Annotated in this window: 15 protein-coding genes; 10 read left to right on the forward strand and 5 right to left on the reverse strand. The window is 68.2% G+C overall.

The genetic code is table 11. From position 1 onward, the window contains the following. The first annotated feature begins 8 nt into the window (after positions 1 to 8). The 4 genes from ASF87_RS01275 (at position 9) to ASF87_RS01290 (ending at position 4648) form a co-directional block, all read left to right on the forward strand. The gene (locus ASF87_RS01275; protein WP_056373586.1) at positions 9 to 1649 is read left to right on the forward strand and encodes a DNA repair helicase XPB; all 1641 of its coding nucleotides are present in this window, start codon (positions 9 to 11) and stop codon (positions 1647 to 1649) included. A gap of 101 nt (positions 1650 to 1750) precedes the next feature. Then, the gene (locus tag ASF87_RS01280) at positions 1751 to 2437 is read left to right on the forward strand and encodes a response regulator transcription factor (protein ID WP_042539813.1); all 687 of its coding nucleotides are present in this window, start codon (positions 1751 to 1753) and stop codon (positions 2435 to 2437) included. A gap of 56 nt (positions 2438 to 2493) precedes the next feature. Continuing rightward, positions 2494 to 4191, forward strand: a complete 1698-nt coding sequence (locus ASF87_RS01285) for a sensor histidine kinase (protein ID WP_082508716.1) — start codon at positions 2494 to 2496, stop codon at positions 4189 to 4191. 169 nt (positions 4192 to 4360) lie between these two features. Beyond that, a complete protein-coding gene (locus ASF87_RS01290) occupies positions 4361 to 4648 on the forward strand; it encodes a WXG100 family type VII secretion target (RefSeq protein WP_056373588.1) in 288 nt (95 codons plus the stop codon). A 73-nt stretch (positions 4649 to 4721) separates the two neighbouring features. Here the strand turns inward: ASF87_RS01290 and groL are convergent, their stop codons facing one another. The 4 genes from groL to ASF87_RS01310 all read right to left on the reverse strand — a co-directional run bounded on the left by groL (position 4722) and on the right by ASF87_RS01310 (position 8373). Continuing rightward, on the reverse strand, positions 4722 to 6341 hold the full coding sequence (gene groL, locus ASF87_RS01295) for a chaperonin GroEL (protein ID WP_042539806.1): 1620 nt from the start codon (positions 6339 to 6341) through the stop codon (positions 4722 to 4724). A gap of 122 nt (positions 6342 to 6463) precedes the next feature. After that, positions 6464 to 7042, reverse strand: a complete 579-nt coding sequence (locus tag ASF87_RS01300; protein ID WP_235558838.1) for a LytR C-terminal domain-containing protein — start codon at positions 7040 to 7042, stop codon at positions 6464 to 6466. A gap of 68 nt (positions 7043 to 7110) precedes the next feature. Beyond that, positions 7111 to 7368, reverse strand: a complete 258-nt coding sequence (locus tag ASF87_RS01305) for a DUF3263 domain-containing protein (protein ID WP_056373590.1) — start codon at positions 7366 to 7368, stop codon at positions 7111 to 7113. A 9-nt stretch (positions 7369 to 7377) separates the two neighbouring features. Next, a complete protein-coding gene (locus ASF87_RS01310) occupies positions 7378 to 8373 on the reverse strand; it encodes a DUF2332 domain-containing protein (protein WP_056373592.1) in 996 nt (331 codons plus the stop codon). A gap of 68 nt (positions 8374 to 8441) precedes the next feature. On the opposite strand from ASF87_RS01310, the gene msrB reads away from it, so the two are divergent. Together msrB and ASF87_RS01320 are read left to right on the forward strand one after the other, a co-directional pair. Next, positions 8442 to 8846: a peptide-methionine (R)-S-oxide reductase MsrB gene (gene msrB, locus ASF87_RS01315; RefSeq protein WP_042539800.1), complete on the forward strand. Its 405-nt coding sequence runs from the start codon at positions 8442 to 8444 to the stop codon at positions 8844 to 8846. Continuing rightward, positions 8843 to 9436 (forward strand): nitroreductase family protein, encoded by a 594-nt coding sequence (locus ASF87_RS01320; RefSeq protein ID WP_056373594.1) that lies wholly within the window; start codon positions 8843 to 8845, stop codon positions 9434 to 9436. Before msrB ends, ASF87_RS01320 begins: the two co-directional genes overlap by 4 nt. A gap of 1 nt (position 9437) precedes the next feature. On the opposite strand, the gene ASF87_RS01325 is transcribed toward ASF87_RS01320, so the two are convergent. Continuing rightward, a complete protein-coding gene (locus ASF87_RS01325) occupies positions 9438 to 10379 on the reverse strand; it encodes a DMT family transporter (RefSeq protein WP_082508717.1) in 942 nt (313 codons plus the stop codon). Between the two features lie 75 nt (positions 10380 to 10454). On the opposite strand from ASF87_RS01325, the gene ASF87_RS01330 reads away from it, so the two are divergent. The 4 genes from ASF87_RS01330 to ASF87_RS01345 all read left to right on the forward strand — a co-directional run bounded on the left by ASF87_RS01330 (position 10455) and on the right by ASF87_RS01345 (position 13316). Further along, positions 10455 to 11108: an SOS response-associated peptidase family protein gene (locus ASF87_RS01330; protein WP_056373596.1), complete on the forward strand. Its 654-nt coding sequence runs from the start codon at positions 10455 to 10457 to the stop codon at positions 11106 to 11108. 2 nt (positions 11109 to 11110) lie between these two features. Continuing rightward, a complete protein-coding gene (locus tag ASF87_RS01335) occupies positions 11111 to 11494 on the forward strand; it encodes an MmcQ/YjbR family DNA-binding protein (RefSeq protein ID WP_056373598.1) in 384 nt (127 codons plus the stop codon). 104 nt (positions 11495 to 11598) lie between these two features. Beyond that, complete coding sequence (locus tag ASF87_RS01340) at positions 11599 to 12510, forward strand: ABC transporter ATP-binding protein (RefSeq protein WP_056373600.1); 912 nt, start codon at positions 11599 to 11601, stop codon at positions 12508 to 12510. Further along, positions 12507 to 13316: an ABC transporter permease subunit gene (locus ASF87_RS01345; protein WP_056373602.1), complete on the forward strand. Its 810-nt coding sequence runs from the start codon at positions 12507 to 12509 to the stop codon at positions 13314 to 13316. Before ASF87_RS01340 ends, ASF87_RS01345 begins: the two co-directional genes overlap by 4 nt. Positions 13317 to 13333 lie beyond the last annotated feature (17 nt).

The following is a 13333-nucleotide window of genomic DNA, read 5'->3' on the forward strand; positions in this document are numbered from 1 at the left end:
GGACAGCTATGTCTGATGGACCCCTGATCGTCCAGAGCGATCGCACAGTGCTGCTCGAAGTCGCCCACTCCGACGCTGAGAGCGCCCGCCACGAGCTGGCGATCTTCGCCGAGCTCGAGCGCGCGCCAGAGCACATCCACACCTACCGCATCACGCGGCTCGGACTGTGGAACGCGCGTGCCGCCGGGCACACCGCCGAAGACATGCTCGAGACGCTCGACCGCTGGTCCCGCTTCCCCGTGCCGCCGTCGGTCGCCGTCGACCTCCGCGAGACCGTGAACCGGTACGGCCGCCTCGTGATCGAGCGTGACGACGAAGGCACCCTGATCCTGCGCTCGACCGACCCGGCCGTGCTCGCCCAGGTCGCGAACAACAAGCGCATCCAGCCGCTGCTGATCGGGCACCCGGCTCCGGACACCTTCGTGGTCGACGCGTGGGCGCGCGGACAGATCAAACAGGAGCTGCTGAAGATCGGCTGGCCGGCCGAGGACCTCGCCGGGTACACCCCCGGCACACCGCACGAGATCGAGCTCGCCGAGGACGGCTGGCAGATCCGCCCCTACCAGCAGGATGCCGTCGACGCGTTCGCGAAGGACGGCTCGGGCGTCGTGGTGCTGCCCTGTGGCGCGGGCAAGACCATCGTCGGTGCCGCGGCCATGGCGGCGACCAAGACGACGACCCTGATCCTCGTGACGAACACCGTCTCGGCACGGCAGTGGCGCGACGAGCTGCTCAAGCGCACGAGCCTCACACCCGAGGAGATCGGCGAGTACTCCGGCCAGGCCAAGGAGGTCAAGCCGGTCACCATCGCGACCTACCAGATCCTCACGGCGAAGCGGAAAGGCGAGTACGCCCACCTCGCACTGCTGGATGCCCTCGACTGGGGTCTCATCGTCTACGACGAGGTGCACCTGCTCCCCGCGCCCGTGTTCAAGCTGACCGCCGATCTCCAGGCTCGGCGCCGGATCGGCCTCACCGCCACGCTCGTCCGCGAGGACGGTCGCGAGGGCGACGTGTTCAGCCTGATCGGCCCCAAGCGCTTCGATGCTCCGTGGAAGCAGATCGAGGCCCAGGGGTTCATCTCCCCCGCCGTCTGCTACGAGGTGCGCGTCGACCTGCCGCCGGACGACCGGCTCGAGTACGCCGCCGCGACAGACGACGAACGCTACCGTCTCGCCGCTTCCGCACCGGCGAAGATCGCGGCCGTGCGAGAGCTCATCGAGAAGCACAAGGACGAGCGGATCCTCGTGATCGGTCAGTACCTCGACCAGCTCGACTCGCTCTCGCAGTCGCTGAACGCACCGCAGATCACCGGCGCCACGCCCATCGACGAGCGCGAGGAGCTCTATCGCGCCTTCCGCGAAGGTGAGATCTCACTGCTCGTGGTGTCGAAGGTCGCGAACTTCTCGATCGACCTCCCCGAGGCATCCGTCGCCATCCAGGTGTCGGGTTCGTTCGGCTCGCGACAGGAGGAGGCCCAGCGCCTGGGCAGGCTCCTGCGTCCCAAGCAGTCCGGCCGCACGGCGAGCTTCTACACGCTGGTCGCCCGTGACACGATCGACCAGGACTACGCCCAGAACCGCCAGCGGTTCCTCGCCGAACAGGGCTACAGCTACACCATCATGGACGCCGACGCCCTCGCCGCCTGACCGCCTGCGGGCCCTCCCCGCAGCATCGCTACGCGGAGGGCGAAAGCGCCGCTCCGACGGATAATCAGCATCCGCATGGCCGAAGTCACCATAATGGGGACATGACTGATGCGCGCATCCTGGTCGTCGACGACGAACCCAACATCCGCGACCTGCTCTCGACAGGTCTCAGCTTCGCCGGGTTCCAGGTGAAGACGGTGGCCAACGGCGCCGCCACCATCTCGGCGGTGCTCGAGGAAGAGCCGGACCTCATCATCCTCGACGTCATGCTCCCGGACATGAATGGGTTCAGCGTGACCAAGCGCCTTCGCGGCGCCGGTTTCACCGCTCCGATCCTCTTCCTCACCGCGAAGGACGGCACCGACGACAAGATCGAGGGGCTCAACGCCGGCGGCGACGACTACGTCACCAAGCCGTTCAGCCTCGACGAGATCGTCGCCCGCGCCCAGGCGATCCTGCGACGCACCATGCAGGCCGACGAGGAGTCGATCATCCGTGCCGGCGAGCTGTCGATGGACCAGGACACCCACGACGTGCATGTCGGCAAGGAGTCGATCGAGCTGAGCCCGACCGAGTTCAAGCTGCTGCGCTACCTGATGCTGAACCCCAACCGCGTCCTGTCGAAGGCGCAGATCCTCGACCACGTCTGGGAGTACGACTTCAACGGGGATGCCGGCATCGTGGAGAGCTACATCTCCTACCTCCGTCGCAAGATCGATCCGCACACCGAGGAGTCGGTGATCCAGACGAAGCGCGGCTTCGGATACATGCTCAAGGTCGGCAAGTAGTCCGGCTCACCGCCGCACGCTGACGCCGCACAGCATCCGTCTCCAGGGAGGTCCGCATGGCGCATAAGCCTGACGCGATCACCAAGTGGTGGCGGTCGATCAGCCTGCGCGCCAAGGTGACGGGTGTCACGGTCGCCGTGCTCGCGTTGGGCCTGCTCGCGGCGGGCCTCGGCACCGTGCCGATCCTGCGCAACTCGCTGGTCAGCAACATCGACGCTCAGCTCCCTGCTCTGGTGTCTGCCGATCTCGCGAACCGGTACTTCGACGTGACGGTCGAAGACGGCAAGACCGTCTACACACCCACGGACTCGCCCCGTGACTTCTTCGTCGCGATCTACGACGCTGAGGGCGTGCTGCAGACGACCACAGGCAACTCCGACAACGGGGCACCGCTCTTCCCCTCGTCGTACTCCCCCCTCGACGTGCAGGCCAACGAGGACACCCGGTTCACGATCGAGGGCACCAAGGGATCGAGCTTCCGGGCGGCTGTGGCACGGGTGCCCGGAGAGGGCGACGGATCGCTGCGGATCCAGATCGTCGCGATGCCGCTCGAGTACGCGGATCGCATCATCAGCCAGTACTTCGGCATCTACATCACCGTCGCGTTCGTCACCATCTTCCTTGCGGCGCTGCTGACCCGAGGGCTTGTGACACTGACGTTCCGACGGCTCGGTCAGGTCGAGTCCACGGCCATGTCGATCGCCGCGGGCGACTTCACACAGCGCCTCACCGATCTCGAGCCGACGACCGAGGTCGGCCGCCTGAACAGCGCGATCAACACGATGCTCGATCGAGTCGACGGATCGCTCGCGCAGCGGGACCGCACCGTGCAGCACATGCGTCGCTTCATCGGCGACGCCAGCCACGAGCTGCGCACACCTCTGGTGAGCGTGCGCGGGTATGCGGAGCTCTACCGGATGGGTGCGATCAAGGGCGAGGAGGACACCGCCCGGGCCATGGAGCGCATCGAGAAAGAGGCGATCCGCATGGGCGTGCTCGTCGAGGATCTGCTTGCGCTCGCGCGTCTCGACGAAGAGCGCGAACCCGAGATCGAGGCACTCGACCTCCGTCCCATCGCCCGCGACGCCGCCCTCGATCTGCGTGCTGCGGCTCCGGCACGCACCGTGACCGTCGTCGACCGCACGGTCGAGGCCCCGCTGATCGACCTCACCACTCGGTCGACGCCTGTCGTGCCCGCCGCACCCGAGACTCCCGCTCCGCGTGGGCTCTCCCGCGGCACGCTCGCCCGTCTGCGACGTCGCTCGCGAAGCTCCGCGGCGGACGTGCCGGCGATCGACTTCACTGAAGCCGCGGACATTCCCGTGCGCACCCCGCCGATCGTGCTCGGCGAGGAGAACAAGGTGCGCCAGGTGGTCACCAACCTGCTCGGCAATGCGCGTCGCTTCTCGCCTGAGGAGAGTCCGATCGAGATCGTCGTCGACGCGGACCGCGTGCGGGGCACGGCGAGCATCGCGATCGTCGACCACGGCGAGGGAATCCCTCCCCAGATCCGCGAGCAGATCTTCGAGCGCTTCTGGCGCGCCGACACCTCCCGAGCACGTGAGACCGGTGGGTCCGGGCTCGGGCTCGCGATCGTGTCATCCATCGTGAAAGCGCTGCACGGAAGCGTCGCAGTGTCCGAGACGCCGGGTGGCGGAGCGACCTTCACCGTCACGCTGCCGCTCGCCCCCTCACGCGCGACGCCCGCCCACCTCCTCGAAGACACTCAGCCCCTCGAGCGGCTGGATCTCTGACCGCACCTCGCTTCTCGCGCGGGTGCTCCTGCTCGGCGCTCCTGATCGGCGCTCCTGCACGGCGCGGCGCCCATGCGGGTTCTCCACAGCGGGCGCCGGGACGCGCGCGCACCCGCATCCGGGGATCTCGTCTCCCCTATCGTCGGAGCACCAATCGAGAGGAGTTCCCATGTCCGTCATCACCGTCGACACCGAAGCCGTAGGTGCCGCCCAAGGCGCGGCGCTGGCCACCATGGAGCGTCTGCAGACGGAGTCCGCGACGCTCATGTCCCAGCTCACACAGCTGCAGACCACGTGGGTCGGCACCGCGTCGGCCGCGTTCCAGTCATGTGCCGAGGAGTGGCGTGGAGCGCAGCTGCACGTCGAGCAGGTGCTCGAATCGATCGGGCATTCGCTGGGCAGCGCGGCGACGCAGTATGCAGACGCCGATCAGTACTCGGCGAGCCTGTTCCGCTGATTCACGGTTCGAACACCCGCGAACGCAGAAACGCCCCGACCGAGGTCGGGGCGTTTCTGTCAGTGCTGATGGATCAGAAGTCCATGCCACCCGACGGGTCACCCATCGGAGCAGCAGCCTTCTCAGGCTTGTCAGCGACGACGACCTCGGTGGTGAGGAAGAGAGCCGCGATCGACGCTGCGTTCTGCAGAGCCGAGCGGGTCACCTTCGCCGGGTCGATGATGCCGGCGGCGAACATGTCGACGTACTCGCCCGTTGCCGCGTTGAGGCCCTGGCCCGAGGGGAGCTCGGAGACCTTGTTCGCGACGACACCAGGCTCGAGGCCTGCGTTGAGGGCGATCTGCTTCAGCGGAGCCTCGATCGCGACGCGAACGATGTTCGCACCGGTCGCCTCGTCACCCGTGAGCGAGAGAGCGTCGAGAGCCTTGGTGCCCGACTGGATCAGCGCGACGCCTCCACCGGGGACGATGCCCTCTTCGACGGCTGCCTTCGCGTTGCGAACGGCGTCCTCGATACGGTGCTTGCGCTCCTTGAGCTCGACCTCGGTTGCCGCGCCCGCCTTGATGACGGCGACGCCACCTGCAAGCTTGGCGAGGCGCTCCTGCAGCTTCTCGCGGTCGTAGTCGCTGTCCGTGTTCTCGATCTCGCGACGGATCTGCGTGACGCGACCCTCGATCTGGTCTGCCTCACCGGCACCCTCGACGATCGTGGTCTCGTCCTTGGTGACGATGACCTTGCGAGCACGACCCAGCAGGTCGAGCGTGGCGTTCTCGAGCTTCAGGCCGACCTCTTCGGTGATGACCTGACCACCGGTGAGGATCGCGATGTCCTGCAGCTGCGCCTTGCGACGGTCGCCGAAGCCGGGAGCCTTGACGGCGACCGACTTGAAGATGCCCTTGAGCTTGTTGAGCACGAGAGTCGCGAGAGCCTCGCCCTCGACGTCCTCGGCGATGATGACGAGCTCCTTGCCGTCCTGGATCACCTTGTCGACGATGGGCAGAAGGTCCTTGATGTTCGAGATCTTCTGGTTCGCGATGAGGATGTAGGCGTCTTCGAAGACAGCCTCCTGGCGCTCCGGGTCCGTCACGAAGTACGGGTTCAGGTAGCCCTTGTCGAAGCGCATGCCCTCGGTGAGCTCGAGCTCGGTGCCGAAGGTCTGCGACTCCTCGACGGTGACGACGCCTTCCTTGCCGACCTTGTCGATCGCCTCGGCGATGAGCTCGCCGATGGCGGGGTCAGCAGCGGAGATCGACGCGGTGGCGGCGATCTGCTCCTTGGAGTCGATCTCCTTCGCGCTGGCGAGGAGCTCCTCGGTGATGGCCGCGACGGCCTTCTCGATGCCGCGCTTCAGCGAGATCGGGTCTGCGCCGGCTGCGACGTTGCGCAGGCCCTCGCGGACCAGAGCCTGAGCGAGCACCGTGGCGGTGGTGGTTCCGTCGCCGGCGACGTCGTCGGTCTTCTTGGCGACCTCCTTGACGAGCTCAGCGCCGATCTTCTCGTACGGGTCGTCGAGCTCGATCTCCTTGGCGATGGAGACACCGTCGTTCGTGATCGTGGGGGCGCCCCACTTCTTCTCCAGCACGACGTTACGACCGCGCGGGCCGAGGGTCACCTTGACAGCGTCGGCGAGGATGTTGAGGCCGCGCTCGAGGCCGCGTCGGGCCTCCTCATCGAAAGCAATGATCTTTGCCATGAGTTTTTTCGTCCCTCCTGGACGTAGACGTTGGGTTTAGCACTCAGAGTGAGAGAGTGCTAACGCCATTCTGGCACTCGACCCCATCGAGTGCAAGCTGCGCGGACGGACCGCGCGGCGGTCTACGGGGCGGGAGTGTCTGCGGGCGTCTCCGGCGCGGTCGTCGCACGATCGAGTCCGATGACGACCGTGAGCTGCTTCGCCCCCGTGTCGTTCAGGTCGGAGTAGAAGTCGCTCTGCTCGACCGCGGCACCGCCGATCAGGTTCGCGAGGCCGAGGGCGGCGAGCTCATCCTCTTCGGCGACGTAGTAGACGGTCGTCGTCGAGAAGTCCTGGCTCGCGCTGTCGCTCGCGAACACGACGTCGGCGGCCCAGCCGTTGTTGATGAGCAGGTCGCGCATCTGCTCGTCCAGACCCTCGTCCGGCGACGCGTTGAGGATCATCACCGAATAGGTGACGTCGACGACACCGGTCTCGACGGGCGTCGGGCTCGACGTGGGGACGGCCTCCGGGAAGAGGGTGATGCGCCCCATCACCACGAGCGAGCCGAAGATGCCGCCGATGATGAGCACCAGGGCAGCCACGAACGACCACAGGAGCACCACCCAGCCGTTCATCCCCGGGGATTCGGCGCGGTGCGCTCCGACGCGTCCGGACGAGCGGGGGACGTCGTCGAATCGATCTCGGCTGAGCTTTGACACTCCTCGATGCTAATGGCACCGGCCCGTGTATCCGCTTCCGACGGCGCCGACGCGTGGCGCGAGCCTCGTCAGCCCACGAATCCCGGAGTGCGTGCGGCGCGCTGGAACGACCTGGCGTCCCGGATGCGGCGCAGCCGTCGCACGAGCATCGGGTCGTACTCCAGGGCTGCCTCCGACTCGATCAGACGGCCGAGGAGCTGGTAGTAGCGGGCTGCGCTCATGCCCAGTTGGGCACGGATGACCTCTTCCTTCGCGCCGCCGTGCCGCGGCCAGGCGGTCTCGAGCGCGAGGATCGCGCGATCCCGTTCGCTCAGATCTCCCAGCATGTGACCAGATTAGGTCGCGGAAGCGGCGATTCCGGTGCGCCACTCCCACCATCTGCCGAGCGGATCGGCCGCCGCGCGCACGTCGCCGTCGAGCGCCACGACGAACCCGGTCCACTCCTCGGCGACCACGGGCGGCTGCCAGACGTCGCCCAACAATGCCGGAGGATCGATCGTCACCCAGCGGGCATCCAGAGCTGTGATGCGCTCGACCAGTGCTGTGCGTGCCTCTCGCGGAATGTGCACGAGCACGCCCGGCGTCGTGATCACGAGAGCGGCACCCCGGGGTGCCTCGGCTGCGAGCGCGTCGATCCTCTCGAGCGCGTCGCCGGCGATGAGGCGGGGCGGATCGGCTGCGGCGATGTCGAGCGCCGCTCTCACCCGCTGTTCCCGCCCTTCCTCCCCCGGCCAGACGAGCCCCTGCAGCCAGCGACGGTCTCGGTCGTCTCGGGCGTCGAGAGGCGCGAGGTCGATGCCGGCGCGCCAGACGATGTCCGGCATCCTCATGGCGGGGAGGCGCCCGTCGACTCTGCTCTGCAGCACGACCGGGCTCGGCCCGTCGTGCGGGTCGAGTGCCGCGCGCACCTGACCGTCGGAGCCGACGAAGCGGTACGAGTAGCGATCGGGGTACAGGCACAGGCCCGCGGAGGCGCCGACCTCGAGCAGGGCGATCGGTCCATCGATCTCGGACAGCACAGGAAGCAGCGGTGCGAGTCGGAGCGGCTCGTTGGTCTGCAGACGCCGGCCACTGCATTCGCTCACGATCTCGTCGGCGCGGGAGAGCACGAACGCGCGCCACGCGTCGTAGCGGACGAGGCCGACGCCCAGCATCCGCGTCACGGCGAACACGAGCGGGGGCTGCCTGCGGTTCTCAGGGATCCGAGCGAGCACCCCCTGCATCTCGGGGTCACCGGCCACGCCGGAAGCCCAGTCGACATAGAGATCGCTGCGCCCCGGCGCTTCCTCATCGGCGAAGCGCCGATAGCGCAGCCGCACGGCATCCGTCATTCATCCATTGTCTCGTGACGCCGACCCCCTCTGAACGCGAGAGAATGGAGCAGACCCCGGGAGGACCTATGTCGTACAGCGTGGACAAGACCGAAGAAGAGTGGCGCGAAGAGCTCGGTGAAGAGCAGTATGCGGTGCTCCGCGAAGCCGCGACCGAGCGCGCCTGGACGGGCGAGCTGCTCGACGAGGGCCGCGCCGGCCTGTACACCTGCGGCGCGTGCAACGCCGAGCTGTTCAAGAGCGGGACCAAATTCGATTCCGGATGCGGGTGGCCGAGCTTCTACGAGTCGATCCGCCCCGACGCGGTGCAGCTCATCGAGGACACGACCCTGGGCATGGTGCGCACTGAGGTGCGCTGCGCGAACTGCGGATCGCACCTCGGGCATGTCTTCCCCGACGGCTTCGGCACGCCCACCGGTGACCGCTACTGCATGAACTCCATCGCCCTGAACTTCACACCCGAAGAGTCGTGAGCGCCCTCGAGGCCGTTCGCGCACGGCAGTCCTCCTCGAAGGTCACCGACGAGGCACCGTCGCGCGACGAGCTTCTGAAGCTCGTCGCAGCCGCCGGACGCGTCGCCGACCACTCCTCGCTGCGCCCGTGGCGCCTGATCGAGCTGCGCGGATCAGACCGAGAGCTGCTGGGCGCCGCGATCGCCAAGGCCGAGGGCGACAAGTCCCCCTCTACCAAGCCGCTGCGCGCTCCGCTGCTGATCGCGGTCGTCGCCAGCTACCGCAAGAGCGAGAAGGTCCCGCGGTGGGAGCAGGAGGCCGTCGCCTCGGGTGTCGCTCACATGCTCAGTCTGCTGCTCGACGAGGCCGGCTTCGGCGTGCTGTGGCGCACGGGTCACTACACGCGATCGAAGGCCGTCGCGAAGGCCCATGGCCTCGGCAAGAACGAGGAGCTGCTCGGATGGCTGTACGTCGGAGGCAAGCCCTCAGGCCGCAGGCCCGGTCGCCGCAAGCCTGTCGATGCGCGGGGCCTCGTGACGCGGATGCCCAAACCCCAGCCGACTGCCGAGCCGAAAGCGAAGAAGAACGCGAAGAAGCAGAAGAAGCAGTAGGTCAGTTCCGCCTGCTGCGAGGCAGCGCGACGGCGACGGATGCCACGGCGACGACCACCATCCCGATGATCTGCCAGGGCGCGGGGCCGGCCGCGGCCGGCCAGATCAGGTCGATGATCACCGAGGTCGCGAGCTGGCCCAGCACCGACCCGAGTCCCATCAGCAGCACCCCCGTGTGCGCGACGATGAAAGTGCCGAGCAGGATGTACGCGGCGCCGAGGAATCCGCCGAGGTACAGCCACGGCTCAGCCGGAGGAGCGTCTGGTGCGCCCCGCACCGCGATGCTGATGCCGGCGGCGACCAGCAGTGCGATGGTGCCGGCGATGAAGCTCATGAACGTCGCCGCGAGGGGCGAGCGCACGCGCTGCGACAGACGGCCGTTGGTCGCGGCCTGCCAGGCGATGCCGACGCCTGCCGCGAATGGCAGGAGGAGCATCCAGAGCGGGGCAGTGGTCAGGACGTCGCCGCTCAGCGAGATGCCGACCGCGGCGAGCGCGAGCGCTCCGCCCAGCACGCGCCCTGGTGTGATCGCGACGACCCCGGCGGGACCGAACCCGATGCGGTCGAGCACGAGCCCGTGCAGGGTCTGTCCTGCGACGACTCCCACCGTGAACAGCGAGACGCCGAGCACCCCGGCCGTGATGCCCTGAGTCGAGACGGTGAGTGCACCGCAGGCACCGCCGAGCAGCATCCAGAACGGGATCGTCCGATCGCGGATGCCGCCGAGCAGACGCCCGACGCCTCGACGCGCGGAGGGAATGCAGACGATCACCACCGCGAGGGCCGCCAGTCCGACGGAGAAGGAGATGAGGCCGGCCACGATGCCGTTGTCGACCTCGACGCCCAGCACGCCGTTGGTGCGCGCCTGGATGGCCGTCATGACGCCGATCGCCACTGCTCCGCCGAGCGCGAGGGGCGGAGACAGTGGACGGGCCTGGGTCACCTGTCGACCCTAACCGAGAGATGATCGCCATCTCGCCGTGCGCACGATGTCGGCGGCCGGGCGTACCCTGACGGCATGTGCGCGAGTTACGGACTTGACCCCCGGTTCACCGATACCGAGCTCCTGGCCGCCGCCGACGAGGCGGTGCTCGAGGGGCTGCGTGGCTGGGCCGAGCAGAACGCGCGCGAGACCGTGCGCCCCACAGGCAAGAATCTGCGCAACCTCAACCCGATCGTGGTGCAGCCCGAGACCGAGCCCGTGCTCGAACCCGCCTGGTGGGGGTTCCTGATCGGCGGGGAGCCCTCGAAGTTCCCGTCGATCAACACCCGATCCGAGCGCCTGCAGGAGCGCCCCGGCGGATTGAAGACCCGTGCTCTCGTGCCGGCGACGAGCTGGTACGAGATGAAGAAGCCCGAGCGCGTCTGGCACGAGTTCGTCGTCGACGACGGTGCGCTCTTCGGCATGGCCGCCGTCACCCAGCGGGGGCGCACCGCCGATGGCGATTCCTTCACCTGCTACTCGATCGTGATGCGCCCGGCTCCCCCTCACCTCGCCGGCATCCACGATCGGATGCCGCTGCTGATCCCCGCGGCGCTGAGCGACGACTGGCTGACCGCCGAGCCCACGAAGGAGATCATCGACGAGGCCCTGCTCGCCGCGGCCGCGATCGACGAGCGCGTTCAGGCCGCGCCCCGCGCCGACGACAAGGGCGCCGATCGGCTGTTCTGAGCATGGACTCGACCCAGTTGGGCGCCGCCGCCACTGCGCGCGCCGAAGAGCTTCCCGGTGCGGAGCGCGACAACCCGTTCGGCCCCGAGTGGGACGTCTACAAGGTGCGAGGGCGAGTCTTCCTGCTGATCCCTCTCGACGGCACCGGGCGCGTGACGCTCAAGTCCCACCCCGATGACTCCGTCGCGTTGCGAGAGACGTTCCCCGACATCGTTCCCGGCTACCACATGAACAAGAAGCACTGGATCACCCTGATGCCAGGGCCATCGCTCGAAGAGGATCTGGTGACCGAACTCGTCACCGAGTCGTACCGGCTGGTGGTCGAGAAGCTCCCCCGAGCGCAGCGGCCGATCGACCCTGACCGGTTCGGGCGCCCTGCCGACTGAGACGGCGAGACCACGGCATCCGCCGAGAGGATGACTCCGGACGTCGGCGGAACGGTACCCAGGGAGGACGCGGGGGCGGTGGGGTGGTCGATAGCGTCGTAGACATGATCACAGCAGAAGGCCTCACGAAGAGATTCGGAGACAAGACAGCCGTCCAGGACGTGTCGTTCACGGTGCAGCCGGGCACGGTCACGGGGTTTCTCGGGCCGAACGGCGCGGGCAAGTCCACGACGATGCGCATGATCGTCGGCCTCGACCGGCCGACCTCGGGCATCGCGACCGTCGGCGGACGGGAATACCGCAAGCTCCGCGCCCCGCTCACCGAGGTGGGAGTGCTGCTCGATGCCAAGGCCGTGCACACCGGCCGCACCGCGCGCAACCACCTGCGTGCGATGGCGGCGACCCACGGCATCCCCGCATCCCGCGTCGACGAGGTCATCGACCTCGCGGGCATCGGCCCCGTTGCCCGCAAGCGCGCGGGCAAGTTCTCGCTCGGCATGGGGCAGCGGCTCGGAATCGCCTCCGCCCTGCTCGGCGACCCGCACACTCTGATCCTCGACGAGCCGGTCAACGGCCTCGACCCCGAGGGCGTGCGGTGGGTGCGCCAGTTCGTGCGTCACGCGGCCTCCGAGGGACGCACCGTGCTGCTCTCGAGCCACCTGATGAGCGAGATGGCGCAGACCGCCGATCACGTGATCGTGATGGGTCGGGGAAAGGTGCTCGCCGACGCCCCGCTCGAGGAGCTCGTGCGGGCCTGGACGACCAACACCGTGCGTGTTCGCACCCCTCGAGCCGCCGACCTGGCTGCCGCAGTGAGCGGTCCGTCCGTCGAGATCGTGAGCTCCGCCCCCGATCTGATCGACATCGTCGGCCTCCCCGCGTCGCGCATCGGCGACCTCGCCGCAGAGCGCGGCATCCCCCTGCACGAACTCACCCCGACCACCGGATCGCTCGAAGACGCCTACCTCGCCCTCACCGGCGACTCGGTCGAGTACCGGACGAAGGAGATCTCATGACCGTCCAGGCTCCGCCCCTCCGCCGTCAGCATGTCGACACCGATCGCCGGCTCACGTTCATCCGCGCCGTGCGCGGCGAGTGGATCAAGCTGGCCACGCTCCGTTCGACCTGGTGGTCGATCGGCATCGCGGCGATCCTCACGATCGGCATCGCCGTGCTCATCGCGCAGGCGATCGACATGCCGGGCTTCGATCCCATCCAGGCCGTCGTCATGCCGATCCAGTTCACGATGCTGCTCGCCGGCATCCTCGGCGCGATCTCCGTGACGGGCGAGTACTCGACCGGGATGATCCGTTCGACGCTGGCCGCCAACCCGAAGCGCGGATCCGTGCTGGGCGCCAAGGCGGTCGTGGTCGGTCTGTTCATGTTCGTGTCGTCGCTGGTCATCTTCATGGCGGCGGCCGTGGCGGTCTCCGCGGTCGTCGCCTCGCGGGATCAGGGCATCGACTGGGGCGACCCCTCGGCATCGATCCTCCCCATCGTGGTCTCGTCGCTCGCGATGGCCGTGTTCGCCCTGATCGGTGTGGCGTTCGGGTTCATCCTGCGCTCGGGCGCCGGAGCGATCGCCGCGACCGTCGGCCTGTTGTTCGTGCTGCCGATCGTCGCGAGCTTCTTCGCGGTCGCCGGCGAGGCCTGGGCCTGGGTCATGGACGCCGCGAGCTACCTCCCGGTGGCCGCAGCCCAGAGCGCGATCCTCCCCGAGGTTGCTGCCCTCGAGGCTCCGGTCGCATATCTCACGCTGGCGGGCTGGGTCGCCGCGGGCATGCTCGCTGCCTGGGCCGTGCTCCGCACGCGCGATGCGTGACCGCGAGATCGCGCGAC

It is taken from the genome of Microbacterium sp. Leaf161 (genome assembly GCF_001423645.1).
Taxonomy (GTDB): Bacteria; Actinomycetota; Actinomycetes; order Actinomycetales; family Microbacteriaceae; genus Microbacterium; species Microbacterium forte.

What these genes read in the sequence shown, in the direction of transcription:
- ASF87_RS01330 (WP_056373596.1), top strand. Translation starts at nt 10,455, where the DNA reads ATGTGCGCGAGTTACGGACTTGACCCCCGGTTCACCGATACCGAGCTC.
- ASF87_RS01310 (WP_056373592.1), bottom strand. Translation starts at nt 8,373, where the DNA reads ATGACGGATGCCGTGCGGCTGCGCTATCGGCGCTTCGCCGATGAGGAA.
- msrB (WP_042539800.1), top strand. Translation starts at nt 8,442, where the DNA reads ATGTCGTACAGCGTGGACAAGACCGAAGAAGAGTGGCGCGAAGAGCTC.
- ASF87_RS01340 (WP_056373600.1), top strand. Translation starts at nt 11,599, where the DNA reads ATGATCACAGCAGAAGGCCTCACGAAGAGATTCGGAGACAAGACAGCC.
- ASF87_RS01280 (WP_042539813.1), top strand. Translation starts at nt 1,751, where the DNA reads ATGACTGATGCGCGCATCCTGGTCGTCGACGACGAACCCAACATCCGC.
- groL (WP_042539806.1), bottom strand. Translation starts at nt 6,341, where the DNA reads ATGGCAAAGATCATTGCTTTCGATGAGGAGGCCCGACGCGGCCTCGAG.
- ASF87_RS01285 (WP_082508716.1), top strand. Translation starts at nt 2,494, where the DNA reads ATGGCGCATAAGCCTGACGCGATCACCAAGTGGTGGCGGTCGATCAGC.
- ASF87_RS01345 (WP_056373602.1), top strand. Translation starts at nt 12,507, where the DNA reads ATGACCGTCCAGGCTCCGCCCCTCCGCCGTCAGCATGTCGACACCGAT.
- ASF87_RS01290 (WP_056373588.1), top strand. Translation starts at nt 4,361, where the DNA reads ATGTCCGTCATCACCGTCGACACCGAAGCCGTAGGTGCCGCCCAAGGC.
- ASF87_RS01335 (WP_056373598.1), top strand. Translation starts at nt 11,111, where the DNA reads ATGGACTCGACCCAGTTGGGCGCCGCCGCCACTGCGCGCGCCGAAGAG.
- ASF87_RS01275 (WP_056373586.1), top strand. Translation starts at nt 9, where the DNA reads ATGTCTGATGGACCCCTGATCGTCCAGAGCGATCGCACAGTGCTGCTC.
- ASF87_RS01305 (WP_056373590.1), bottom strand. Translation starts at nt 7,368, where the DNA reads ATGCTGGGAGATCTGAGCGAACGGGATCGCGCGATCCTCGCGCTCGAG.